This is a genomic window from Sporosarcina ureae (assembly GCF_002109325.1).
GTDB classification, from domain to species: Bacteria; Bacillota; Bacilli; order Bacillales_A; family Planococcaceae; genus Sporosarcina; species Sporosarcina ureae_C.
In genome coordinates, this window is record NZ_CP015348.1 from 285,205 (window position 1) to 311,713 (window position 26,509).

Annotated in this window: 27 protein-coding genes; 6 read left to right on the forward strand and 21 right to left on the reverse strand. The window is 38.9% G+C overall.

The window, feature by feature from the left end; translation table 11 throughout:
• Nucleotides 1-18 precede the first annotated feature (18 nt).
• Nucleotides 19-819, forward strand: a complete 801-nt coding sequence (locus SporoP32a_RS01440; protein WP_085426285.1) for an arylamine N-acetyltransferase family protein — start codon at nt 19-21, stop codon at nt 817-819.
• A gap of 189 nt (nt 820-1,008) precedes the next feature.
• Here SporoP32a_RS01440 and SporoP32a_RS01445 read toward each other — a convergent pair whose 3' ends face one another.
• From SporoP32a_RS01445 to SporoP32a_RS01520, 16 genes are all read right to left on the reverse strand, one after another.
• Nucleotides 1,009-2,439: a hypothetical protein gene (locus tag SporoP32a_RS01445; RefSeq protein ID WP_085426286.1), complete on the reverse strand. Its 1,431-nt coding sequence runs from the start codon at nt 2,437-2,439 to the stop codon at nt 1,009-1,011.
• 265 nt (nt 2,440-2,704) lie between these two features.
• Nucleotides 2,705-3,238, reverse strand: a complete 534-nt coding sequence (gene msrA, locus SporoP32a_RS01450) for a peptide-methionine (S)-S-oxide reductase MsrA (RefSeq protein ID WP_085426287.1) — start codon at nt 3,236-3,238, stop codon at nt 2,705-2,707.
• 95 nt (nt 3,239-3,333) lie between these two features.
• Entirely contained in the window at nt 3,334-3,696 is a 363-nt protein-coding gene (locus SporoP32a_RS01455; RefSeq protein WP_085426288.1) for a hypothetical protein, read from the reverse strand.
• A 51-nt stretch (nt 3,697-3,747) separates the two neighbouring features.
• On the reverse strand, nt 3,748-4,452 hold the full coding sequence (locus SporoP32a_RS01460) for a hypothetical protein (RefSeq protein WP_085426289.1): 705 nt from the start codon (nt 4,450-4,452) through the stop codon (nt 3,748-3,750).
• Between the two features lies 1 nt (nt 4,453).
• Nucleotides 4,454-5,326: an ATP-binding cassette domain-containing protein gene (locus tag SporoP32a_RS01465; RefSeq protein WP_085426290.1), complete on the reverse strand. Its 873-nt coding sequence runs from the start codon at nt 5,324-5,326 to the stop codon at nt 4,454-4,456.
• A 1-nt stretch (nt 5,327) separates the two neighbouring features.
• A complete protein-coding gene (locus SporoP32a_RS01470) occupies nt 5,328-5,699 on the reverse strand; it encodes a GntR family transcriptional regulator (RefSeq protein WP_085426291.1) in 372 nt (123 codons plus the stop codon).
• Between the two features lie 190 nt (nt 5,700-5,889).
• Nucleotides 5,890-6,519: a DUF3885 domain-containing protein gene (locus SporoP32a_RS01475; RefSeq protein WP_085426292.1), complete on the reverse strand. Its 630-nt coding sequence runs from the start codon at nt 6,517-6,519 to the stop codon at nt 5,890-5,892.
• Nucleotides 6,520-6,699: 180 nt separating this feature from the next.
• Nucleotides 6,700-6,969, reverse strand: a complete 270-nt coding sequence (locus SporoP32a_RS01480) for a hypothetical protein (RefSeq protein WP_198166202.1) — start codon at nt 6,967-6,969, stop codon at nt 6,700-6,702.
• A 118-nt stretch (nt 6,970-7,087) separates the two neighbouring features.
• The gene (locus tag SporoP32a_RS01485; protein ID WP_085426293.1) at nt 7,088-7,807 is read right to left on the reverse strand and encodes a phosphocholine cytidylyltransferase family protein; all 720 of its coding nucleotides are present in this window, start codon (nt 7,805-7,807) and stop codon (nt 7,088-7,090) included.
• Nucleotides 7,808-7,821: 14 nt separating this feature from the next.
• On the reverse strand, nt 7,822-8,892 hold the full coding sequence (locus SporoP32a_RS01490) for a pyridoxal-phosphate-dependent aminotransferase family protein (RefSeq protein ID WP_085426294.1): 1,071 nt from the start codon (nt 8,890-8,892) through the stop codon (nt 7,822-7,824).
• Nucleotides 8,893-9,975: 1,083 nt separating this feature from the next.
• Nucleotides 9,976-10,947 carry a 2-hydroxyacid dehydrogenase gene (locus SporoP32a_RS01495; protein WP_085426295.1) on the reverse strand — a complete coding sequence of 324 codons (972 nt, stop codon included), beginning with the start codon at nt 10,945-10,947 and terminating at the stop codon, nt 9,976-9,978.
• 251 nt (nt 10,948-11,198) lie between these two features.
• A complete protein-coding gene (locus tag SporoP32a_RS01500) occupies nt 11,199-11,840 on the reverse strand; it encodes a hypothetical protein (RefSeq protein ID WP_085426296.1) in 642 nt (213 codons plus the stop codon).
• A 117-nt stretch (nt 11,841-11,957) separates the two neighbouring features.
• The gene (locus tag SporoP32a_RS01505) at nt 11,958-12,809 is read right to left on the reverse strand and encodes a DUF4352 domain-containing protein (protein ID WP_085426297.1); all 852 of its coding nucleotides are present in this window, start codon (nt 12,807-12,809) and stop codon (nt 11,958-11,960) included.
• 231 nt (nt 12,810-13,040) lie between these two features.
• Nucleotides 13,041-14,267, reverse strand: coding sequence for an S-layer homology domain-containing protein (locus tag SporoP32a_RS01510; protein ID WP_158232607.1), 1,227 nt, complete (start codon nt 14,265-14,267; stop codon nt 13,041-13,043).
• A gap of 310 nt (nt 14,268-14,577) precedes the next feature.
• Nucleotides 14,578-15,348, reverse strand: coding sequence for an ABC transporter permease (locus SporoP32a_RS01515; protein WP_085426299.1), 771 nt, complete (start codon nt 15,346-15,348; stop codon nt 14,578-14,580).
• 12 nt (nt 15,349-15,360) lie between these two features.
• Nucleotides 15,361-16,275, reverse strand: a complete 915-nt coding sequence (locus tag SporoP32a_RS01520) for an ABC transporter ATP-binding protein (protein WP_085426300.1) — start codon at nt 16,273-16,275, stop codon at nt 15,361-15,363.
• 611 nt (nt 16,276-16,886) lie between these two features.
• On the opposite strand from SporoP32a_RS01520, the gene SporoP32a_RS01525 reads away from it, so the two are divergent.
• From SporoP32a_RS01525 to SporoP32a_RS01540, 4 genes are read left to right on the forward strand one after another with little or no spacing between them, the layout of a single operon-like run.
• Nucleotides 16,887-18,488 carry a spore germination protein gene (locus SporoP32a_RS01525; RefSeq protein ID WP_085426301.1) on the forward strand — a complete coding sequence of 534 codons (1,602 nt, stop codon included), beginning with the start codon at nt 16,887-16,889 and terminating at the stop codon, nt 18,486-18,488.
• A gap of 15 nt (nt 18,489-18,503) precedes the next feature.
• Nucleotides 18,504-19,691 carry a Ger(x)C family spore germination protein gene (locus SporoP32a_RS01530; RefSeq protein WP_085428952.1) on the forward strand — a complete coding sequence of 396 codons (1,188 nt, stop codon included), beginning with the start codon at nt 18,504-18,506 and terminating at the stop codon, nt 19,689-19,691.
• Between the two features lie 6 nt (nt 19,692-19,697).
• Entirely contained in the window at nt 19,698-19,931 is a 234-nt protein-coding gene (locus SporoP32a_RS01535; protein WP_085426302.1) for a hypothetical protein, read from the forward strand.
• A gap of 32 nt (nt 19,932-19,963) precedes the next feature.
• Nucleotides 19,964-21,079: a GerAB/ArcD/ProY family transporter gene (locus SporoP32a_RS01540; RefSeq protein ID WP_085426303.1), complete on the forward strand. Its 1,116-nt coding sequence runs from the start codon at nt 19,964-19,966 to the stop codon at nt 21,077-21,079.
• A gap of 103 nt (nt 21,080-21,182) precedes the next feature.
• Here the strand turns inward: SporoP32a_RS01540 and SporoP32a_RS01545 are convergent, their stop codons facing one another.
• The 5 genes from SporoP32a_RS01545 to SporoP32a_RS01565 all read right to left on the reverse strand — a co-directional run bounded on the left by SporoP32a_RS01545 (nt 21,183) and on the right by SporoP32a_RS01565 (nt 24,456).
• A complete protein-coding gene (locus tag SporoP32a_RS01545) occupies nt 21,183-21,437 on the reverse strand; it encodes a hypothetical protein (RefSeq protein WP_085426304.1) in 255 nt (84 codons plus the stop codon).
• Between the two features lie 18 nt (nt 21,438-21,455).
• Nucleotides 21,456-21,920 carry a hypothetical protein gene (locus SporoP32a_RS01550; RefSeq protein WP_085426305.1) on the reverse strand — a complete coding sequence of 155 codons (465 nt, stop codon included), beginning with the start codon at nt 21,918-21,920 and terminating at the stop codon, nt 21,456-21,458.
• Between the two features lie 17 nt (nt 21,921-21,937).
• Nucleotides 21,938-23,191, reverse strand: a complete 1,254-nt coding sequence (locus SporoP32a_RS01555) for a replicative DNA helicase (RefSeq protein WP_085426306.1) — start codon at nt 23,189-23,191, stop codon at nt 21,938-21,940.
• Nucleotides 23,188-23,982 carry a conserved phage C-terminal domain-containing protein gene (locus SporoP32a_RS01560; RefSeq protein ID WP_085426307.1) on the reverse strand — a complete coding sequence of 265 codons (795 nt, stop codon included), beginning with the start codon at nt 23,980-23,982 and terminating at the stop codon, nt 23,188-23,190. The genes SporoP32a_RS01555 and SporoP32a_RS01560 overlap by 4 nt, the downstream gene beginning before the upstream one ends.
• Before the next feature lie 165 nt (nt 23,983-24,147).
• Nucleotides 24,148-24,456 (reverse strand): hypothetical protein, encoded by a 309-nt coding sequence (locus SporoP32a_RS01565; protein ID WP_085426308.1) that lies wholly within the window; start codon nt 24,454-24,456, stop codon nt 24,148-24,150.
• 565 nt (nt 24,457-25,021) lie between these two features.
• On the opposite strand from SporoP32a_RS01565, the gene SporoP32a_RS01570 reads away from it, so the two are divergent.
• Nucleotides 25,022-26,497: a BCCT family transporter gene (locus SporoP32a_RS01570; protein WP_085426309.1), complete on the forward strand. Its 1,476-nt coding sequence runs from the start codon at nt 25,022-25,024 to the stop codon at nt 26,495-26,497.
• Nucleotides 26,498-26,509: the final 12 nt, after the last annotated feature.

Genomic DNA, 26,509 nt, shown 5'->3' on the forward strand with positions numbered 1-26,509 from the left:
AGAAAGGATCGATAAAATATGCTGCAATGGATTTCAAAACGTTTAACACTTACCGGCACACCACTTGAGCAGATCAGCCAAATTCAGAAACTCTTCGCCGAGCAATTCGAATTTGAAAACTTGGATGTTTTGCTTGCGAATGAAGAACCTATTACGGAGCAATACTTGGAAGATAAAATGATGAAACAAGGACGTGGCGGCCTGTGCTATGAACTTAATGGCCTGCTGTATATCGTACTTAGAGATTTAGGTTTTCCTGTACAACTCGCTGCTGGCACTGTTTGGGCACCCTCGCCACGAAACAGTTTCGTCATGGATAGTACTCACGTCGTGAATTTACTCGAATACGAAAATACACTGTACCTGATCGACAATGGTTTCGGCAACAACCTCGTCAACCACCCTGTACCATTAGATGGAGAACCTGTTACTTCTCCCGCTGGCACATTTCGGTTGCGGACCGAAACGACGGAAAAAGGTACGATGGTATTTGAACAACTGAAAGACAACAACTGGGAACTTCGCTATAGCCTATCACCTGACGTAGTCGACTGGGCACATTTGGACGATGTGAAACAGCAAATCCATCACAGCCCAGATTCTTCTTTTAACAAAGCATTACTTATCGCTAAATTGACGGATGATGGCACATACTCGATTAATGAAGACCGTTACTATCGTAAATATCATGGCGATGAAGAAACTCTGCCGTTCCAAGATCACAGTGAACTACTCGATCAAGTTAGATGGCATGCTGCGCCAGCTGTTTATGAAGCGACTGTGAATTATATTAATGAACAAAAACCCTCCCACGACTAATTTAGGTCGTGGGAGGGTTTCTTGTATTTGACTCGCTGTTGAATTGTGGTGGGAAATATAACTACTTTTCACATCTCTATTTTATTGTATTAATTACTAATACCGATGACGAATTTGTAAATGGCAAATTAAATGAGATATTTTTTTTTGAAATACAACCGTTAATGTATGAACAATCATGAAAGCCTATCAATCAAAAGTTAAAAAGTACTTTGCCATTTCATCTTCTGTCAATCCGAAATACTCTAAACCCGCAACACAGTAAGCCAACAGAATGTCGCTTCCTTCTGATTGTTCGAATCTCACATCATATTCTTGTTGTAATAACTCAGCCATATCCCACTTTCGTTGATCATCATTTCCCTCACCCATATAATAATAATCTGCCAACCTATATAATTCATCAAGCGCAAGTCTTGTAAAGGGATGATTTGTAACCATTTGACTATAGTGCGAATCTAGAATTTGGGGTTCCGTATAATATTTATCTTTAAACATTACTTGAATCAGTTCACCTATCGGGATAGAGTTTTTTTCTATAAATGGTATGCACCAAACCTTTTCACCCGATTCCGTTTCACTTCTCTCCGTATTTCTCAACTTTTCATTTTGAAATAGATGATTGATCCAATAACCATTCACCACGCCTGTTACATTATAATTTGTCATATAATCCAAATCTAACGGAGTCAATTCTTCTACAATCATGCTCTCTTGACTCTGTAATATATCGACACTTGTATTGTAGTCTACTATGAATACATGTTCATCTTCACTCATAAATCCTGTTGTATACGTAGTGAAATTAATTATATCCTCATTTGACTGATTTTCTACTATTAATAAATAGTCACTGTCTTTACTTTCAATTCGTAACGTGATTTTATTTTCCGATATGCCTTCTACCTTTCTCCACTGATCATTTATATGTGTAATGACCGTCTTCGTAAAATCCTTAAAAGAATCTCCATTTTTTCCATAGTACATTAAATGTCTACAAGCGAAAACAGTGGCTTCTTTACCACTTTTATATTTAAAACGTAAAACTGGTATACCGCTTTTTTCTACTTCTCTGACTTTAATCTTTAGCGGAGGGACAGTACTCAAAAGCCCTGCATTATTTAGTACACTTACAAGGTTTTGAATAGTAGACTGTCCATACGTGATCAAGGTTTTAGGCTCATGTTCATACAGGACTTTCAAAAATAACTGTGTAGCACGATCTATTTCATTTTTAGGTAATAATTCCAGATGTTTAGCTCGTGGAGTAGGATAGGTAATAACATTTGTGAGGAGTACTTTTTGTTTTGTTTCTTTTTCTAACAAATCAACCAAACTACTCGTTCCCAAACGAGTACGTGAAATACTAGTCTTGCCGTCATTAGACCTAAGATTGCTATAAAACTCATTAAATTTCTCTTCATTATATAGTAAATTAACATAACAATTTACACAAATGTCTTTAGGTGAAATCAATGTGGCTGGATTAATGCCTATTAAAAAGATATCAACAGGAATTTGAAATCCTTGTGGTAGCGTGAAAGGACGTAAATAAGGCATAGTGGTCGTCCTGTTATAAACTAGTGGTGTAACTAGTTGTTTCAATTCATCGATATTCATTTTCACCATCCTCCAGACAAGTTTTAATTTTACTTTCAAGAACCACATAGAATTAATTAATTATTTCGATTCTTCTACTTAATTCCAGTATACACTATCTACTATCATTTATTTCAGAAAAAGCAGTTTTAAACCATTTATAAAAAACAGGTCCCGACACGATTCTACATTGTGTCGGGACCCTCTATAAAAACTCATTTCTTCAATTACATATTGTTGCTATTTAGATTCATTTAATGAGTGAGTGCAAATTTTCTCGATGGTATTACTCTCCCCAGTGCTCAGCAATGAATTCATTGCGCCCTGAACGCGCACGATCTTCTTCATAATGTTCTTCTTCTTTTATGTAATAATCTTGATGGTACTCTTCTGCCGGATAAAACGTTTCGGCTGGGCGGATGGGTGTGACGATCGGTTTTGCGAAAATACCGCTTGCAGCTAGGTTGTCTTTCGATTTTTCAGCAGCTTCCCGTTGTGCCTCTGTGTAATAGAAAATAGCAGTTGTGTAGGATGGGCCACGGTCTTGAAATTGACCTTCTGCATCAGTTGGATCGATTTGTTGCCAGTATACTTCAAGCAACTTCTCATAAGGAAATAGTACAGGGTCAAACGTGATTTCAACGACTTCCACATGACCGGATGTACCTTTTTTCACATCTTCATATGTTGGATTATCGAGATGCCCGCCCATGTAGCCGGACACTATGTCTTGCACTCCTGGCCATTCTTTAAACGGTTTCACCATACACCAGAAACAGCCTCCCGCAAATGCTGCTTTTTCAACTTTTTTATCAACCATTTCTACCGTCTCCTTTTATATGATACCGAATACGTATTTTTGATTATAGTAGAAAAAGCACCTGTATTACAAGCAATTAAGATGCATACAGGTACTCAGATCAGACGGTCTTCCAATGATTCGATTGCCAGTTTAAGTGCAGTTAAACGACGCGTATTTAATGTCTTTTGAGAACTACCACCCCCTGCTTTTGCAAGTTGTTTTTCAATAGAGGGAATCATACTTTGTAGAATATCTTTAGATGGTAAGATCGCTTCTTCATCATAGAAAAAGTCTACATCGTACCAAACATCTCGTAAGCTCTCCAAGCCCACATGTAGGGCATCACGTCTTTTTAGTACGAGTGTAGTATTGGAACCTTTTTTCGTCATACTTTCATACGCATTCGAAAGCTTCATATAAGTGGACTCTAAAGATGCGATAGATAATTCTTGAACTTGTCGGCTAACTATTTTCATTTATGAACCTCGTCTTTCATTTCAACTATTCTACGATCGAATAGTTTTATATCATGTTATTTTAATCGGTGTGTCTTTCACTACTTTATAAACGGCTATGGCTGTTATCGCCGCTATAGCGAATGACGCTATAATCGCAACTGCAATAGTAGGCACTGGAATGTGATAGGTAAGCAATCCCATCAAAGGTTTAGGAGTATTGAATGACCATAATAAATCATTTAACGATACAATTACGAGACTTGCCATAATCGTTACAAATCCGCCCATCCCCCCATAGCGATAAAATCCTAATCCGATTAGCCATCCGACTAGAGAGTACATCATGACGACTAGGAAATAAGCAATACTAGTCATGAACCAACTATTTACTCCAAGTGATGATAATACAACTTCTCTGAACACCTGTATGTTCAATACATGGACGATCCACGATAGAATGGTTGTCAGACCGATGATCGTAATAGCTAAGCCTATTGCGGACAACAACACACCTTCGAAATAGGACTTTCTAGTAACACCATTCTTCACATATAGAGGTAAGAATACGGTGCTTGAAAGGATTCCACACACAAGCATAAATATTGTAGATGTTTGAAATGTAAAAGTGAGTAACGACATGGATCGTATATCTGGTTCATTGATAAACCAAACAATTGCAAAGTACGCTATATACACAATCGATAAATACCACGCTACCCATTTCATTTGGATTAAGTAGAGATCAGCAGCTACTTTCTTTCCTACTTCGTTCATTTTACAAGCCCTCCTTCGTTAAATGAATAAACAAATCATGAAGTGAAATAGTACCTATATCTAGCTCTTTTCGTTTTATTTCATCTTCTTTTTCTTTCGTTAATTCACCATACAACATGACCGATTTTGTGCCACCTAGCTGTTCTTCATTTAATACGTGAAGGCCCGAGACAGCTTCTAGTACATCATGAGTTGGACCTGTAACCGAATACCCTCTTTCTAGAAGCGTATCCACTTGCTCTTGAAGTATTAACTTACCTTGATGAACAACTAGAACTTCGTCAAATAAGTACTCCATTTCAGAAATTAAGTGTGTAGATAAAATGAAAGTCCGAGGATATCGTGATTGTTCCTCTAAGATTTCATTGTAAAAAATTTCACGAGTCGGGGCATCCATCCCTTGATAGGCTTCGTCAAAAATCGTGATAGGCGTTCTATTCGCTAACCCAATCGTTACTTGAAAAGCAGACTGCATACCTGCCGACAACGTCTTTAGAGGTTTGTTTAGTGGGAGTTGAAATACTTTAGCTAATTGTTCGGCGTATGTTCGATCAAATGTAGGACGGTAGCGCTCGGCTAGATCAAAGTATTTGTGAATGGTGTCATAGTTATCTTTATAGTCTGATTGAAAAACAAATGTAATTTGAGACATCGCTTTCTCGTTCTCAAAAATCGTTTCTCCATCCATTTCAACTTCACCGCTTGTCGCTTTTCGGTAGCCGGCTAACAAAGATAGCAAGCTAGTTTTCCCTGCTCCATTACGTCCGATTAATCCATAAATCTTCTCGTTTTCTAACACCAAGTTGATATCATGCAATGCTTGAAAATCTTTATAAGAAACATTTGCATTCTTCGCCTCTACTTTTTTAGTCATCCTACACACTCCCTTTCAACTTTTCCATTAATTTCAGAATATCATTGTCGGTTAACATCAATTTCTTCGCTTCTTTTAACATCGGCAATACAAATTCCTCTGCGAATTCGTCTCTTCGTTTGACGATCAATTTCTCTTTTGCCCCTTCCATCACAAACATGCCTACACCTCTTTTTTTATAAACAATCTCTTCTTCAACTAGGAGGTTAATTCCTTTTGAAACTGTAATGTGATTAATTTTATAAAACTGAACAAGCTGGTTTGTGGATGGAATTTGATCATGCGCTTGCAGTTGATTATTCATAATTTGGTCTTCAATCATTTCTTTAATTTGAAGATATATGAGCTTTTTATCATCCAAAGTTTTACTCACCGCTCTATTCACCTCTTCTCATATTATGTTATGCTATGCTGTTGAATGGTGTTATAGTTATGTATATAACCATATAACAGTTTATTCTTTAAGTCAACTAAAAAAACGATCACATTGTACGTGATCGTTTTTTCGGGTATAAGATTATTGTGTCGCTTTCATTAGTCAATTGAATGTATCCCAATTTTAATTAACTAAACGTCTTATTGATTTCTACTCGATCATAATCTAAGATCCATTCATTGAACTCGTTATATATCCAACGTATTGTTTCTGTATCCACTCCAAGTAGATCACAGCCCCTGTCGTCGTAGACATAGTAGATGGTACCTTTCGTTTCGTTCAAAAAGTAGATTGGATAGTGAATGCTCGGACTTTTCCCCATATCCTGATTGCAAATCGCTTTCAAAAGTGCCGCATAGTGGAAATCCGAACGATGACATCTCAAGCTGAATCGATGTATACGATAGCTCTCGTCTTCATTCTCTTCTAGAAACGTCTCGTGTTGTAATCGGTACAATATTGACTGGTGTTTCACATACTTAGCAAAGACATTTAACTTCCGCTGCAAGGTAGAACCTTCTCCAAAGTCGTAAACATCTACTACGAGATATAGCTCATCTTCCGGAGCATGCAGCGCTTCGAATAAGTCGATAGCTCGTCGGTAGACTCCTGGTAGATATACAGGATTTTCGTGAATGCTGAGAGAACTTTCGTTCACGCCGAGTTCGAATCGTATGCTTGGTTTCCATGAGTAAAATAGTGGAGATTCGAGTTTTAAATTTGGGAAGTTATTTTCCAGGAAATTTGTTGGTGTCATGTGGTTCCTTCTTTCTAGAGAATAGGGTTCTGATGGAATTAATCTCCGTGTAAAATTTTTAAGATAGTTTCTTGTAAAGGAACCTTACTTCATGAATATAATGGATTTAGAAAACCAACGACACAAATAGTATCATTGGCTTTTTCCAATTTGAAATACCTAGAACATCAGCGGCCTACATTATGGCCGATCTTGACCGCCGTGCCGAAATGGAAGGCTTGAACCGGGCCAGCCTTGACCTTGTTGCATTGGGGGCGCGCCGGTCCCAGCAACACTAATCTGATTGACATCTACTGTAATCATAGAACCAGAATCCAATTGTATCTCGGCAGAATTCCCAAATGTTCTGATAAGTGTACCCGAAAAAGTACCGTTAGGAAGTGATACCCATATTCTCATACCAGGTCTATACTGTTGATTGAAATCTCCCGGATCCATATATCTAGCCATCAACCACACTCCACATATTATTCTTTCCTAGTAAGATATGTAAGAAAAAGATATATTCCTGTGCTGTTGACTAAATTCCTCTGAATTTTAATAAAAGCGTACCAGGTCTCGACACAATTCATAACCGTGTCGGGACCTGGTACCCAAAATCAGTCTTTCTCCGAAAATCAAGGATTCTTTTATAGTCTTCTATAACGTCTATTTCTGACCAAAACATACCGCTAACGTCTATAACATTTATAGGTATCTCATTTATAAAAGAATATAAAACGTTTTCCCACCAAAAATAGTGATTTTGCTGTTTTATTAGTTCCTCAAGTCTCTCTACGAACTTTCCCAAAAATACTTTCTTGATTTTTGCTATGCCTACATATTCACCACTATATTCTTTTAATTCTTTACCATGCCCAATTAGCTGATTACCATTACAATAGAAAAGATAATCTAGTTCACTATTCGAATCCATCAGTAAAGTTTGTTCATGCTCAGAGCTTAGTAGTTTGTCCAACATATTCTGCTCAAAGTATACATCTGCATTCGCTATGATAATATCTTCATCATTCAATTCGTTTCTCGAAAACCATAGAGAGGCTAGACTATTTGTAACACTATAAAATGGGTTGAAATAATATTTAACATCAAGATCGCATAAAAGATCCTTGATGATATCCGCTTTATACCCAACGACAATGATTACTTCAATATTATTTCTTTGGAATAATTCTACAGTATGGCGAATTAATGACCTCCCTCCTATATCAAGTGAACATTTAGGTACGTCTCCAATAAATTCGCTAATTCTTGTCCCTCTTCCGCCAGCCAATAATATAGCTTTCAAATATAACCCTCCCTTTACGAAATGGTTTTTAGATTTTTCTTTATTTCATCAAGTAGATATTGGTTATTTTCGATAGTAATAGCACCGAGATGTCCGACTCTAAATATTTTACGACTTAATTCTCCTCCGTTAGGCATTACATAGATATCACTATTCATCTTAAGCGATTGAACAACTGATTCAGGGCTTATTGATGTAAGTGGAGTTAAAGCTGTTAATGCATTTGAAGGGCTCTTAGTAGGAATTTTAAAAGGCAACTTGATAATTTCATTTCTAAAATGCACTGCTAGTTCTCTAGTTTCTTTAATAATTTTTGAAACACTTTCCTTCTCAATATACTTCAATTTATTATTCAATTGGATTAAATTACCTACGGCTGGAGTATAGGGGGTCTGCCCTCTTTCACCGTCAAACAAGTATTTGTTGAAGTTAAAGTAAACGCTTTTAAAGGAAATTTCGCTTACACGATCTTGTGCTTTTTTGTCGAGAACAACATAGGACATACCGGGCGGAAGACCTAATGCCTTCTGGGAGCTTATAATAACTGCATTAGCATTACTTCCTTCCATGTCAAAAGGATCGGCTAAATATGAACTAATTGCGTCTACCACTAGGAGTAAATGATTTTTTTTACAAAACTCCTTAACCAAGTTTATATCATAGAGTACACCTGTAGAAGTTTCATGTATATTAATGAGAAGTCCGGTAAAACCTTTTTTTTCGTAAGGAATTACATCATCATTAGTTAAATCTTCAAAGAAGTTTAATTTAATCTCTTTATAATGTAGACTGTGGATTTGGCAAATCTCCGTGAACCTAGAACCAAAAACTCCTCCATTTACAACAAGCAACTTATCTTCTTGATCAAACAAATTTAAAACGGTTGCTTCCATTGCAGCTGTACCAGAAGCAGTTAAAAAAACTACTCTAGAATCTGAAGGAGAGTTTATACTTTGTTTTAACAGCTCTTCACTTTCTAATGTCATGGCAGAGAATTCTTCATTCCTAAAGTAAGGAATTTGATTGGACCCTATCTCCAGTATTTCTTTATCAAGTGTGACAGGGCCGACTGTGAAATTTAACAATATAGCTCCTCCTTCTATATGTGTTGATGTATCGATGGTTTGACCGCCTTAGTTTAAATATATTTAAAGTATACACTAAGAGATATAAATAGTTATCTAAATCTTCTATATAGTTAACGACACGTATTCATTTCAATGGAAATTCACGGAAATCCCTATTCTTTATCCACACTTACTCCAAGATAGCGATCCTACCCCTAATCTAGCTAACAAGCATTGGGACCTAGTATCTCGAATTTAAGACCCCATGCATCTCCAACTGTTTATAAAGCGACGGTGAATTACATTTATCAGCAAAAACCCTCCTGCGACTGATTTAGGTCGTAGAAGGGATTTCTTTTATAAAGTATATTTCCATCAAAATAATTGAAATTTAGGGAATGGTATTAGGTGCTACGTCATGCTACTTTGAATTTAAGATAAAGATTATTTTCAAGAGCATGTAGCGCTTCGAATAAATCGATAGCTTTTCAGTAGACCTCTCAATCGATTTTCGTAAATGCTAAGAACCTTCGTTCACTCGGAGTTCGAATCGGCTGCTTGGATTCCATGAGTAAAAGAGCGAATTCCTACTTTCAGGTTGGAGAATTTATTTTCCAGGAAATCTAATGTTGTCATGTGGTTCCTTCTTTTTGGAAATATTCTATCCTAAGAAATTCCTGAGTTTAAAATATTCATTCTGTTATTAGTAAACAAGAATATTGAAACTATCATGTTAGATTTTTATGGTAGTTTCTTTACACAAGTAACTAGCAAAGCTATGCTATTTACTTTAATGATGTTCTAATCATAAATAGAACATAAGTGAAACCGTGGGCATTTAGATATGACGGAATTTTTCTCAATGTTATCTTTATTAAATTCGATTATTTATTATTTATTAGATGGTTTTTCTATTAAAAAGAATGTAAAAAGGGATTGGGTTTGTAAGCATTGTAATTCTTTGAACAAATCAAAATCCTATAACTGTCATAGCTGTGGTGCAAATAAAAAATAGATACACAATGAAAATATCGGCATATTAAAAAGCGCCTGGTTAAGAAACTACAATAAATGTTTCCTGCCCAGGTGCTTTTTTCTATTCTATCGTCCGAGAACATCGGGATTCAACAAGTTCGCTGGTTTCTTGCCTTCAAGTCCTGCTATAAGATTATCAGCAGCAAGATGCGCCATCGCGACTTCTGTTTCATGGGTTGAGGAGCCAATATGCGGCAAAGTGACGACGTTCTTCATCTGCAACAGCGGATTCTCGGGGTCGACAGGTTCTTGTGCGAACACATCGAGGCCAGCTGCGGCGATTTCATTTTGTTGTAGTGCGTGGATTAGATCTTCTTCAATGATAGTGCCGCCACGCGAAATATTGAGGAATATAGCGGACGACTTCATTAGACGAAACTGTTCGCTGCCGATCATGCCCCGCGTTTCTTCGGTCAACGGGATTACGAGACAGACGTAATCAGATTCTTTCAGCAAACTGTCAAGGTCCCGGTAAGATGCATCAAACCGTTCCTCCGCTTCCGTCTTCCTTGATCTCGTATGATACAGGATGTCCATATCGAAGCCGAACCGCGCGCGTTTGGCGATTGCACTACCAATACGCCCCATACCGATGATACCGAGAGTTTTGTGATGGACGTCCACACCGTACCATTCATTCGGCAGAAGCCCTTTCCACAAACCTCGTTTAACATAACCATCAAGCTCAGGCATCCTCCGCGCTGTTGCAAGCATCAGCCCCATCGCCATGTCAGCCACAGTATCGTCGAGCACGCCAGGCGTATGGGTCCCCATCACACCGCGTTTTGTCAGATCGCCCAGTTCGAGATTGTTGTAACCGACAGATACGTTGCTGATAATTTTCAGATTCGGCGCTTTATCGAGTGTCGCTGCATTCCCAGGGAAACCAATTCCGATCACGCCTTCCGCCTCACGCAAGAATTCAGGAAAATCAGAGTCGTTTTCTGGATCTATGAACAGTCGAACGTTATAGTCTTTCGCTAGTCGATCATAAACCGGTTGCTCAAGACGTCGATAAGCGAGTATTTTCTTTTTCATGTATATTCCTCCCTATAGGTTGATCCTTACTGTCAGTATACATGAATGGGTTCTGACAAATCATCTGCTTTCTTACCTTCTAGAGGAACTTTCATAGATAAACATATCTGTGCTTTAGACAAATGCGAGTATTTTAAAAGGTACCTGCGAGAGACACTAACGTGAATGCTTAAACATTCATGAAAGTTTCGTTCACAGGTACCTTATGAAATTTTCAAGATCACTTTCCGCACAAGTTCTTTACAAAGTTTTTAATCCTCATTCTCCCCCAAATCCTCCATGTCCTTCGGGTAGTTCACCGTCCCAATTCTTTCCCCAGTAGCTTCATTCACTGAATGTATTGTCACATCCAGCTTGTCGGCATGTACTCCATCAAACAATTGATAGAACATACCCGCCATACCTAGACCTAGAACAGCGAATCCGTCGAAACTGTTCTCGAATACTTCTTGATCAACAACCATTGAAAATTCTTTGAAATTCTTGTCGTAGGTAATATCTTTAATAGAAGAAAACTCATCATTGCTGACTAAATCATCCGTATATTCAACCAGGTTGTTTTTCATCTCTGTCATTAATTCTTTATGCTTTGCTTTCGACATTTTATACGTAATTGTGTCATCTGAATTTACGGTCGCACTCTTCATGCCACTTTCTTTTGCGTTTGCTGCTACTTCATTTAGATCCTCGTCTGGAAAGAAGGATCCCGGTATGGTTATTTCCACATCTAGCAAACCTTTGTCTACCGCCACTGCTCCATTCGTATCTTCTGATTTTTCCACTTCGTCCGCTTTTTCACTTTGCTCTTGATTGCTATTCTTCACTTCATTTGATGAACAGCCCGCTATAAGAACTAGCATGAGTAATAATAGTGTAGCTACGTTCTTTTTCATTTTCCTCATCTCCCTATTTAGAATGACCTGTGCAGCTATGTGAGCGACAACTAGAACCCTTAAACATTCATGATAGTTTAATACATAGAAACACTTTTTCAATAATGCATATTTTAATTATTGCTGAACACTCACATCAAACCTAAACGGCTCAATAGTATTTTCGTAATTATCACTAGAGCCTTCTGCATAGATTTGGAACTCTGTTATATCCTCGCTTAAAGGTGGATATATTACTACACCGGACGTATTTGTTCCTGGTAGGATTTCGCTTTGAGGCTCCTCTAGATCCGATTCGTAATCACTTTCGTTTTCAAGTTGTTTTCCATCCGCGACTAGCTTAGAGTTGAAACTATAAAAGCTGACTTTTTCACTAGATGTATTAGTAATTGTGATAAATACTCGTGTTTGTTTCTCTGATAGTTCTACTTTCTCTACCTTCATTTCATAGCCGTGTTGTTCTTTCATTTCGTTAACTTCTATTGTCTGTAATGTAGGGGCCATAGCATCTGTATAACCTATGATTTCTAATTCTGTTGCTTCAATCATCGGCATAGTGAGTTCTGCACCCATCATGTTTTCCCCCTTAAATTCATCTTTTATTATGCCTGTGATTTTTAGGTAGTCTTCATCAGATACTGAAAGGGATGCGTCAGGATAGAATACGATAGTATTTTGTTCATATTTCTCTGGATTTGCGTATACTTGCAAGTATACGCCGTCGTCATCTTTTTCGGGCGTATTCATCACTCTGCCTATATAGCTGACTTCGTAGTTTTTGTACTTCTTTGGATTGGTGTACATTTTATCGAAATCTTCTGCTGCTAACACTTTGCCTTTTCCATCAGCTTGAGTTTCTTCAACTTCTTGTGCCGTGTCGTTCTTCTCTTCCTTCACCTCATCAGTTCCGCATCCAGCCAATAATAAAACTGCTAAAGCACTTCCTACGTAAAATCTTTTCTTAAACATTTCATTCTCCTCCATTACTCATAAAATTATGTATTCTTACGACATCTGTTCAAATATGTTGCAAGTTAGCAACGTACAGACGGCATCTTGTGAGAAAAGTTTCAGATTATTTATACAAACTTTTTTATTAATCAATTCCAACTATCTCTTATACTTCATTTTAGTAGCTTTAAAAAAGAGCACCAAGCCCCAACACTATTCTAAATAGTGTCGAAACCTAGCGCTCTTAACTCACTTGCTGTTTTTCATTTTTGTTATCTCGATTTCATAGTACAGCTTATGCTTAGTCGGCGCTTTCACATCCACCGCATAACGCACTTCTTTTCCGTTAGTTAAACGGACTGTCGCGATATAGTTGCCGTGTCTATTGACGCGAATGAACACATCCGGTGAATCGATATATCCTTCAAAAGCCATATTGTCGGATATCACCACTCCATCGGTTTGCGCGAAATGAATACTTTCGACCTTTTCACCCGCTGCCATTTTCAGCCGTGCACGAGTCTTTAAGATTTCGCTCGGATGTTGAAGCTCGATCTTCAATCGACCGTTCACCTTTTTCACATCGACATAATATTTATCGTAATACCGTTTAATGTTTTGCGCTTCCATGCCATAATTACCACCGACTTGAAGTGTTCCTCTGCCCTCTTTAAGCGGCGTCAACTGCAAGCGGTCGCCTGTATAGCCAGCAGGTGTTTGTCTGCCTTTAATGATCGCTGCATGGTAGATTTCAGAGTTCGGAATGAATTCATCCGTATCCTCATCCGCCATGATTTCCGAAAATCGCATCATCATTCCAGACTTATCGCCTTGCGTTTTTATAGAATACGTATCAGGATACACGCGCTCCGTTGTCAGCATCAGTTTAGAAGCTTGCCCTCTTGTCACGAATTCATTGATGCCGAACCTCTCGGGTGTCACGCCTGAAGTGATGCCGAGTTTATACAGAATCAACACATTGGCACCGTGTGAATTAGTCGATTTCACATCACGGAAAGGATTTTCCTTAGAAATGAAATCAAAACGCGGCAAATCATATGCTTTAACAAGAATAGAAGCCAGTTGCCCACGTGTGACAGGATCATTCGGACCGAAATTGCCGTTCGCATAGCCTGACATGATTTCTAGTTCTGCAAGCTTCGCGATGGAATTGTAATAGCCATTTGCTTTTGAAACATCCTTAAATCCTGGATCCTGTACATAATAATCCGGGTTTTCTTTCAGCAGCTTCACGATGATCGCTGCAGCTTGCCCGCGAGTGATGGGATTGCCTGGTTTGAACAGGCCGTCCGCATACCCCGTAATAATATGACGTTCTGCCAATTCATTAACGGCCTCCGCAAAGTGCTTTGTTTCAGGCACATCTGTGAACTTCTGGTTACTAGTGGCCATACTTGTTAATGGCAAGCTCAGAGCGAGAGCTACCGTACTAAATGCTATCCAGATCTTTTTCATTGTGTTCCTTCCTTTCTGTTCTGTAATCATAAGTCAACGTACAGACGCTAAATTTCCAATATAGTTTCAAAGATTATTATTATTTTTTTGTATAATAGGGTTGGTATATATAGGTAAATAGAATCTTTTGAGTATAGCGAATTTGAAGGATTTATTACACTTGAAGCGGCTGCTCAAGAAGCTATGCAAGGTTAAATTAAAACAGACTCCTGATTGGCTCACATGACGGAGTGGGCTGATCAGGAGTCTAGTGTATTGTTTAGGCATTCAAGTTAATTTCTCAAGTAACTGTTACAATACGTCACAGTTGTTAACTTCTCAGTCCACGACCTTTTTCAATCAAATACCAGTTGATTACGTAAAGCACTACGATAAACGTAATCGAAATGAGAATGGAAAATAAAATGGGAACATCGATCACACCGAGAATCCCGAACCGGAATCCAGAAATCATGTAAACGATCGGGTTGAACTGTGAAATCACCTGCCAAAATGGAGGCAACATCGAGATGGCAAAAAACACCCCACCTAAGTAAGTCAACGGCTGAAGAATAAACGTAGGTACAATAGACACATCGTCAAATGACTTGGCAAAAATACCGTTCAACAGGCCGGCCAACGAGAACAAAATAGCCGTCATCAAAAACGTCAAGATGACCATGCTCCACGAGTGCACTTGCAACGGAACGAAAAACAGAGAGATGATCGTGACCAGTATCCCTACGAGAACACTTCTACCTATTCCTCCAATGACAAAGCCCCAAATAATAATATGAGTCGGTACAGGGGCAACTAATAGTTCTTCAATGTTCTTTTGAAACTTTTGCGAGAAAAATGATGACGAAACATTTGAGTAGGAACTGGTGATGACGGACATCATGATCAATCCTGGGACAATAAATTCCATGTAAGAGAATCCGTCCATTTCGCCAATCCGTTTACCAATCAAATTCCCGAAAATGATAAAGTACAAAGAAGTTGTGATGACTGGCGGGACCAATGTTTGGATCCAGATTCTTAAATAGCGGTTCGTTTCTTTGACCGATAAACCTTTTAATGCGGTTAAATATAATTTAAACATGTACATCCTCCACTACGCAGTTTCTTCTGTAAGCTTTAAAAATAACTCTTCTAATCGATTGGACTTGTTGCGCATAGATAACACTTTAATCCCTTGTTCTGTCAATTGGTTAAACACTTCATTGATCCCTTGATCACGTGCTACTTCTACAGAAAGAGACCCATCATCCATGAGTTCACTAGTATAACCTTTAATCACTGGCGTCTGTCCTGAAGGTTCGATATCTAAAATAATGGTTTCATACTGAAGCTTAGCGAGCAATGATTTCATACTAGTATCTTCAATCAGCTGCCCTTTTTGAATGATCCCGATATTACGACACAACATTTCCGCTTCTTCCAAGTAATGTGTTGTCAGAATAATCGTCGTGCCATTTTCATTCAATTCTTTAAGAAACGTCCACATCTCTCGTCTTAATTCAATATCTACCCCAGCTGTAGGCTCATCAAGAATAAGTAAGCGCGGTTCATGCATCAAAGCACGTGAGATCATCAGTCGACGTTTCATCCCTCCAGAAAGCATCTGGGCTTGAACATTTCGTTTCTCCCACAAATCAGACTGCTTCAAGTATTTTTCGCTACGCTTTAGCGCCTCTTTCCTAGACACACCGTAATAGCCCGCCTGGTTCACTACAATCTGCTGAACCGTTTCAAACGGACTGAAGTTGAATTCTTGAGGAACCAGACCGATCTGCAGCTTGGCTTGCATTAACTGCGTATCCATATCATAGCCAAAGACATTCACTTTTCCTGATGTCTTATTGACGAGAGACGTCACAATTCCGATAGTTGTAGATTTGCCGGCACCGTTAGGACCTAAAAGAGCATAAAAATCCCCTTCCTCCACTTTCAAATCGATGCCACGCAAAGCTTCAACACCACCAGCATAGACTTTTTTTAGATCTTTAATTTCTAATGCGTATGTCATTCTATTTATCTCCTCACCATCTTTGTGATCGGGTTTATATAAATATCCATTTGCCAGTATACCATTCCTATAGTAGAGGTACCAGGTTCTCGCACCAGTCTGAATGGTGTTAAAACCTAGTATTTCACGATTCAACTCAATAAAGAAAGAGTACCAGCCATCGATATGGTGATCGATAGCTGGTACTTTAAGGTGCCTTGTTCCAATACATTTTCGGATTATAAAAACTAATATTTTTACCAGATGTAGTAGAAATCGTGAAAAATACTAGTGTTTGTTTCTCTGATAGTTCTAGCACGATAGCTCCGTTCAGACGGCAAAATGCAAGATAAGTTTAAAATTTTTATGCGCTCATATTATATTAAACAATTTTAGTTATCTTCTAGACTTCCAATTACTTCTGCCAATAACTCTACTCTTTTACTTTATTCTACATTAATCTATACGCTTTTATAGTCAAATACTCCTTTCATTTCCTCGCTCCTCCCACAAAATCACCACCCCAACCCGCATAAAACAACAACAATAAGGACATGATGAATAAAACAGTAATGAAAAATCAATATATATGCGTTCCTACGCAAAATACCAAACAGTAAATGAGGTAGTGTATGGGCTTTTTCAAAAAGAAAGTGAATACTAAAGTACAATCCACTCCCCCTAGCCAAACGAAAGAAAATACTTCACCTAATGATCTAAAGACAAGTCTTCAAGACAATATACAATTTGTAAAAGATAGCCTTGGTTCGAGCACGGATATTGTCATTCGTGAAATTCGAATTGGTAAAGGTGGATCGGTAAAAGCAGGGGTTTTCTATACTGACGGCTTAAGCGATACACCGGCATTGCAAAATTTCATCATGGAATCGTTGATGTTAGATATAAAAGGGACTCCGTTAGAGAAGAAGTTAACGCCTGAACAAAATCTCATAACAGCTTTAAAAGATTTTGCTATGACGGTGGGAGAGATTAAAGATCTAACCAATTTTGATGATCTTTTTACTTCTCTTTTATCTGGGGATGCTATTTTGTTAATTGATGGATATTCTGAAGGTTTGGTCATTGGAAATAAGCACTGGGTTGAGCGTGGGGTAACGGAACCAACGTCTCAGACAGTAGTTAGAGGACCGCGCGAAGGTTTTTCTGAAAATCTGCGTGTCAATACGGCATTGGTTCGTCGGAAACTGAAAGATCCAAGTCTTTGGATGGAGTCAAAAGTGATTGGGACACGGACGAAAACGAATGTTGCGATTATGTATATCCATGGCATTGCTGATGACAAAATCGTCGATGAAGTCCGTTTACGTTTGGACCGAATTGATATTGATGGGATTTTGGAAAGCGGTAATATCGAGGGGCTAATTGAAGATTCAACGTACTCCCCTTTCCCTACCGTTTTTAATACCGAACGTCCCGATACAGTCGCTGCAGCACTTCTCGAAGGACGCATAGCCATTTTAGTGGATGGAACTCCTTTTGTACTACTTGTTCCCGCACTATTCGTCCAATTTTTCCAATCTCCAGAAGACTACTATGTGCATACCGGTATTGGGAGCCTGATTCGACTGCTACGCTTCTTTGCATACGTGATTGCTTTGCTTGCACCCGCGTTATTTATTGCAATCACTACCTTTCATCAAACGATGCTACCGTCAGCGTTGCTGCTTAGCCTGACAGCACAACGAGAAGGTGTGCCATTTCCGGCATTTATTGAAGCCGTCATAATGGAAATCACTTTTGAAATTTTAAGGGAAGCAGGCGTTAGGATGCCCCGCTCCATCGGTTCAGCCATGTCCATTGTAGGTGCGTTCGTAATTGGTACCGCAGCAGTCGAAGCAGGCATTATTTCAGCCGCAATGGTCATCGTCGTTTCCATAACCGCTATATCAAGTTTTGTTTCGCCTACTTACAACCTTGCGATATCTGCAAGGATACTCCGCTTTGGATTTATGGCACTAGCTGCTTCGTTTGGTTTATACGGTATTGCCATAGGTTTCGTAGCTCTGATTCTCCATTTATGCAGTTTACGTTCATTTGGTGTGCCTTATATGTCACCATTAGCTCCATTTAATGTTTCCGATCAAAAAGATACGTTGATTGTGGCACCTATATGGAAAATGTTTACCCGCCCCCGCCTAACCAATCAAACAAATAGGGTAAGACAACAAAATCCAGCTTCCGCAAAGCCACAGCCACCAAAAAATGAAGATTAGGAAAGGGAGTATATGATGAAAAAGTGCATAGTTACTCTTCTGTTTCTCACTCTTTTCTTGTCTGGGTGCTGGGACAGGAGGGAATTAAATGAGCTGGGTATCGCAATGGCAATAGGAATCGATAAAATAGAAAATGAATACGTAATAAGTGCACAAGTGGTCGTACCTTCGGAAGTATCCATGAAGGCAAGTACGGGACGTTCTGCAGTCACTCTCTATACAGCACCCGGGGAGACTGTATATGAAGCCATTCGAAAAATGACAAAGAACGCCCCACGAAAAATGTATCCGGGACATCTACAAATTCTAGTCATCAATGAGGACTTGGCTAAAGAAGGAATAGCCGAATCATTAGAATTGCTATCAAGGGATTGGGAGCTTCGATCGGACTTCTACGTAGTAGTTACGAAAGATATAACGGCTACTGAAGTATTGAATGTGACTACACCTATAGAAAACATCCCAGCTAATAAAATGTTTAATTCCTTAAAAACATCAGAAAAAAACTGGGCCGGGACAGAAGGCGTTATATTAGATGAGCTAGTAACCAATCTGATAAGTGACGGAAAGGAAGCGGTGTTAACAGGGATTCAAGTATTAGGTAACAAAGAAACAGGAACTAGCAAACAGAATGTGGAATCGATTACTCCATCTACGCGAATTGAGTATGATAATTTAGCTGTGTTTAAAGGAGATCAGCTAGTCGGCTGGTTAAATGAAGAAGAAAGCAGAGGCTACTCAGATATCACCAACACCGTTAAAAAAACCGTAACCTCTATTTCATGTCCTAAAGAAGGAAAAATCATTATAGATATTTTTCGATTTCATTCTAAAATTGTAGGTTCTATAAACAAAGGTGAACCTGAGGTGGATATCAAAATTGAAGCGGAAGGCAATATAGGGGAGGTTTTATGTTCAATTGATATTATGGAACCTGAAACCATTGACAAGCTAGAGAAAATTTATGAAGAAGAAGTGAAAGAGATTATTCATCAAACGATCGAGTCAGTACAAAAACAATATCAATCAGACATTTTTGGATTTGGTGAAGCTATTCACAGATCCAACCCGAAAGAATGGAACGAGATGAAAGAGCACTGGGATGAAAAGTTTTCCGATTTAACCGTAAATGTTCATATTGATATGAAAATTCGTCGCATCGGTACAGTAAATAATTCCTTCTTAAAAAAGATAAAGGACTAACTCATCATGATAAATAGTATAGGTATTCTCTTAATAGCAGCTGCCATTATCTGGTTTGAAGTTCCCCCTCTCTTAGATAAAAAACATAAAAAAGAATTGCTCGCGTTTTCTGTTTTTCTTACAATTGGAGTTGTATTAGGCATGGTGCTTGGATTTGGAAAGTCGATTCCAACACCACTGGACTTACTCACTTTTTTATTCACACTGTTAACTAACCTGATGGCTCCTTTGCTGAAGTAAAGATCTAAGTAAAGGGAAAGGTAGGATATGAAATGATGCAAAACGTAAAAATTAATCCATATCAATTTCTAATTTTGGTTATTTTCTTTACGATTGGTACAGGCATCTTAATTGTCCCGTCAGTTTTAGCTACTGAAGCGAAGCAAGATGCTTGGATTGCAGCAATCGTGGGGACAGTAATCGGCTTATTAGTCATATGGCTATTCACAACTATATCTCTTTGGTTCCCACACCTAACCTATATCCAAATCAATGAAAAGATATTTGGTAAATGGATAGGAAAAGCTGTTTCCGTACTATTCGTATCCATGGCTACTCTTTACACATCTAGTCTTTTGTATTATTCGGCTACATTTATAATGACTAATATGATGCCTAACACTCCAGTAGTAGCCCTGAATATTCTAATGATGGGGATCGTCGTAATGGGCGTCCGGCTTGGATTGGAAACGATCGCTCGTTCTGCAGAAATTTTTATTGTCGTATTTTTTGTCCTTTTTCTCATTTTAGCGGTGTTTATTTCACCTCAAATCAAGTTTGAAAATTTACAGCCTGTATTTGAGGCAGGGACCAAAACGATCGTTCAATCCAGCATCTATTTTATTACCTCTTCCTCTGTCAACGCCATTGTGTTATTAATGATCTTCCCGGCCTTAATTAATAAAGTGAAACAAGCTAAAAAGTCATTTCTACTTGGAAACTTAATAGGCGGAATCTTCATTTTCATTTTTACATTCTTAAGCGTTTCGGTAGTAGGTGCCGATGATACAGCAAGACAGATTTATCCAAGTTATGAATTGGCCAAACGAATTAATGTTGGGGATTTTGTACAGCGCATTGAAGAATTGATGGGTTTCCTTTGGTTTATCGCCCTCTATTTTAAGACGATTCTTTATTTTTATGCTTCTGTTTTAGGCATTGCACAACTATTAAATTTGAAAGACTACCGCCCTTTAACGTTACCCTTAGGCATGTTGGCCATTATACTCTCTCTTGTGATCTATCCTAACGTCGTCTACCAAAAAGAAGTGGAACAATCGACTGAAATATATTTCTCTATTACTATTGGACTGTTCTTTCCTCTTTTGCTCGCTATCGTATACGCATTTCGAAAAAATAAATTGAAAAAGGAACCCGATAGCCCTTAGTGAATCCGCTTAGGAATTGATGGTACATCAAGTAATCCAGCTCATTTGCTAACGTGAAGATGAGCTGGATTTTGATGTAAAAAGATCAAAATGTACATATCAGCTACAGAGTATCTCTTATTGGCTTACTTCCCACTACCGCCTTTCCCCCACTATACAAACCGCCAGCAGATAAACCCATGACAATTCCACTCAATACTCCACTAGCCCAGTCCTCTGGAAATACATATACGACTCCGCTTGCTACTCCAAGTACTATCGATACAACCGGACACCATTTCTTCTGCAGCCCATAGCCTTTTAACGCATCTACCAATCCGACGATCACTGGGACCAACACCATATCTGTTATTTCCACACCCCTCTCTCCTTTCCTTTATAACATACGTTGCACTAAGCGCTTCCCTGCTTCTACATGACCAACGTACACCGGAAACTGCATCACTCGTTTTCGGTACTCATACAAACTTTCTTCTTCGCCTGATTCAACAAAGGTTAATAAATTCGGCATCAATCGGTCGGCATGTGTGACTTTCACACCGGTCTCGCGAAACGTTTCGCTATGTAACCGATAAGCGTCTGCCTCTTTCTTGCTGAGATAAAACGCATACCAATTCGGTTGCTTACTTTCCACCACAAAGAGTTTGATGTCTCCAATACGCAATATGTTTTCTTTCATCGATTGCTGAATCGCTTCCTGATCGAAATCGATCTCTTTCAGTTTCTCGCTGTCTTCTTCCATGCGGATTTTTTGATTACTGATTGCCCAGAAAATACTGTGGGCGGTTAGGGACATATCGTTATCGATCGCGTAATCGAATAGTTCTTCAACTGTGATCATGTGTAACCTCTCCTTTTTTAACCTTGTAGGTCTCTGAGTCGACCCGTATCTTTGTCGTAGTAGACGGTGAAGCTGCCGACTGGGCCATTGCGGTGTTTGGCAACGGTAATATCCAGATGATTCGATACTTCCGAGTCCTGGTCGTAGTAGTCATCCCTGTAAAGGAAGCACACGACATCAGCATCTTGTTCGATGTTGCCTGAGTCACGTAAGTCGCTCATCATCGGGTGTTTGTCTTGACGTTGTTCGACGGCTCTTGATAGCTGCGACAAGACGACGACAGGGCATTTAAATTCTTTCGCCATAGATTTTAGATCTGCGCTAATTTGACCGATTGCCTGATTTTGATTGTTCGCGGTTTCTTCTGGTCGGATGATCTGCAAGTAGTCGACGAAAATGATCGGACGCTTTTCTGGATTTGCTTTAATGATTTTACGGGCTGCTGCTTTCATTTGGCTCACTTTTAATCCGCTTCGATCGTCGATTCGGATCATAGCACTTTGCAGGAGTTCTAGCGCCTTCATCCAGCTATTCTTTTGTGAATCAGGAAAGTACTTATACGGATCGCGCATTTTCAAACGACTGTATCCACCAACTGAGGCAATGAGTCGGTCTGATAGTGTTTTACGGCTCATTTCCAGTGAGAAAATCATTGGCAAATGATTAGCCAATCCAGCAGTAAGTGCGAAATGATTGAGTGTGTCCGTCTTGCCCATCGATGGTCTCGCCGCAATGACAATGAATTCACCATCTCGGAATCCGTTCAGTACATAATCCATAGACTGTAAGCCCGTACTTATTCCTGTCATGTGCGGTGCTTTGATGAATGGTTGTTCGTATTGAGATGCAAGATAGTTGTCGAGTAACTCCAGTTCCACGGATGCATGATCACTATCCAGTTCGTCTAAAGCATTCTGAACCTTCCCAATCACCCACTGCTCGGCCAACGCTCGCTGCAAAGTCTTTTCCGTTTCAATCTTCTTATACTTGTTGATCACGATATCCAAGTATTCGTCAAAGCGATCCGGGTTTGCAAAGCGACGTAAATCCGATACATAATTTGCTCCACCTAGTTCTGCTGGTTCACGTGTCGTCAGAATGGTAATGAAGTCGACTGAGCGTCCCTGTAATGCCAATCCTTTCATGGACAGATAAATACTTCTGTGTAGCTGTGTCTCAAAGAAAGCTACTTGGATTCCACTGTCGAGTATTAGATAGTTTTCTTGCATCATCGTACCGAGAAGACTTTTTTCTACTAGTTCGTTCATCATACGTGATCATCTCCTTTCGTGAAATCTAGCACTGGCGGAACGAGCGGGCGTCTTTTCGGTTTCTTCGACAAAGTCTGTTCGTTCACATAATTTTCGAAGTTACTTGCGCTAAACAACGTCGCAGGCCGCAAGTATTGGTTGAATTCCGGTAGATGCAACCACTGATTTGTTTTGAGGTCGATGACACGTATGAAATCTTCTTGTGTATATCCCTCGCTCAATCGATCGTTGATACATTTTCGAGTAGTAACGTTTTCAGTTTTGAACTGTTTTCCGGTTTTGTTATTTAAGTACTCAATAACAGAATGGAGGACGTCGAGATTCATCTCGACACTCTTTTTATTCTTTATTATTAAAGGTTCTTTAAGTTCTTTAGTTATTGGCTTGCCCAATTCCGACACCTGGAGTTGCTCAACATCGACACGTGCAGCTGGCGGTGTTGGACAATCGATTTGCCCGATTCCGAACGGATTTCCTGGGAATAACGTATAGTCGATTCGGTACCACTTTGTTTTGTCAATTTTCATTTGGTTGTGTTGATCTGTTGAAATGAGATAGCCCTTATTTTCCAAATCATACACAATGCGTCGAATCGTATTTGTAGACCAAAACGTAAATTCTTTTGTCCAGTCCACATACGTCTTATAGACCCATTTATGACCGTCCTTACTGTTTTTGGAAACAAGCGAACGGAAGTGCAATTGCTGTAAAAATAGTGCGCCATTTATTCCCACTTCGTGTACAAGCGATGGTAATAACGGAATCGTCTCTTCTTCAATTAATAATTTCATATGGTGGTCCCCCTAAATTTGTTGTAAGAGTACGCGTTTCGCACTCCTTACACTCCATATAGAAAGTTTTTCAGGAAAGGATACTCATTTTGAAAATTAATTTTACGAAATTTAAAAATGAGTTGAAGTAATGTACTCCAACCCCTTGTAACGTATCGCTTTTCTCTACACATACATTGCATAATTAATTCGATAATATTTCGATGTACTTCCTTCTCTGCCGGTCATTACGTCCAAATAGCCGATGGTTTCCAAATTCAAAAGAATGCTTTCGATCATCTTGAGCGACCAGAATGGGAACATCTCTTGCCATTCATTTGCCGTTTTATAAATCCAGCAATCTTGATTTTGTTCATTTTTCAAGCTGTAAACATACGCATGAATTTCTTGCAATGCGAGGTATTCATGCCAGGCGTTTTGTTCCACTAATAAATTCGGCGTTTTTAAATAGTGCATAGTAGCGGTTTGTCTCATATCCCATTCCCCCTCGATGTAACTTGCTCGTTTCATACGTTATATAGCGAGATTTATAGAGAGGGATACACAAAAAATAAACCGGTCGCTTTTACTACAAGCGGTCAGTTTATGATCTTTACTGATTGGGTGCTCAATCTCACCCACAAGTGTCGTGCCGTGTTACCGTTCCATTGATACTCCAATGAATGCTATACTAAGATACGTTGAAAACAGACTGCTTTAAGCTATCATCATCGACAGACATGGTTGTAATGATTTTCCAACGATTTCAGTTTTCTACTGCAGAAGAATAGCCGCTGAGGAAGTAATTGGGGATGCCTAGTTATGCATAGAAGTATTTGTTGTTTTTATTCAATCATCCATATCGTCAAATCAAAAATTTGCTAAATGAGTGCTTTGCAGCGTGTATCATTCATGCTTCTTTTAAACTTAGCTACAACTCATTCGAATCATGCAATGGATCATTTCATCACCGTTTACAAGACATGCTCTTCGAATTTCACATAAAGAATGACATTACATAAAACTGCACATACTAATTTGCAGTTGGAAATGGGGGATTATATTGAATATCACAAAAGTATTCTGGTATAGCATAGTCATATGTATAGCAATTGTACTTTGGGGATCTATTGCCCCTGAACATCTAAATGGATTAACCGCATCTATGACAAGTTTTATTTATACTCATTTTGGTTGGTTTTATATGCTCGTCATTGTTGCCATGATAAGCTTTTGTTTTTATATGATGTTCTCACGTTTTGGTAAAATCAAACTAGGAAAAGATAGTGATCAACCAGATTACAGCTTACCAGCATGGTTTGCCATGTTATTTAGTGCAGGTATGGGAATTGGGCTCATGTTTTTTACAACAGCAGAAACGATTTCACATGCTTTCATTAAATCACCAAACGCTGTGCCGGGATCAGAACAGGCGATTTTGGATTCTATCCAATATACATACTTACACTGGGGTTTTCATGGCTGGGGATTATATGCCGTTGTCGGTCTGATCTTCGCTTATTTTAAATTTCGTGTCGGTGCACCTGGGTTAATTAGCGCAACACTTGAACCATTATTTGGAGAAAAGGCTATGCGTGGTCCATTCGGGCAAATAATTGATACCCTCGCTATTTTCGCAACCGTTGTCGGCGTTGCCTCCACACTTGGATTTGGCTCAGCACAAATTAATAGTGGGTTAACCTATGTATTTAATACACCCAACACTTTTTGGTTTCAGTTGCTTATTTTGGCGATTGCGACTGTCATTTTCATCCTATCTGCTTGGTCAGGTATTGGAAGTGGTATAAAATACTTAAGTTCAATTAACATGTGGCTTGCCATCATACTATTATGCGCACTATTTGTAGTTGGTCCATCGATGTATATTTTAAATATGTTCACAACGGGTATTGGTAATTATATAAGCAACTTTATTCAAATGAGCTTCGAGTTAAAACCAGAAAACACAGAACAGCGAGCCTGGATTAACGATTGGACAATTTTTTATTGGGCATGGTGGATCTCTTGGGCGCCATTTGTTGGAATGTTTATTGCTCGCGTATCAAAAGGACGAACCATCAAACAATTTATTACGGGTGTATTAATCGCCCCTACACTTGTGACCATGGTCTTCTTTGCTGTTTTTGGTGGTTCAGCATTGAATATAGAGCGAAACGGTATTGCCAAGTTATCTGAATTAGCTACAGAAACGGTGACATTCGGTATGCTGCAGCAGTATCCATTTGGAACCGCACTTTCATTCTTGACGATCATCGTCATTGCGATATTCTTTATTACGTCAGCCGATTCAGCCACGTTTGTACTTGGTATGTTCAGTACCGGTGGTCAGCTAAATCCATCCAACTCAGTGAAAATCATTTGGGGTTTACTACTATCATCGATGGCTGCCATTGTCATGTATTACGGAGGGATTGGCGGATTTCAGAACATGCTTATTATTGCTGGTTTACCTTTTTCCATTATTCTTATTTTGATGCTCCTGTCTTTTTACAAGACAATCAAGAAAACACGGTAAATGGTAGTATAG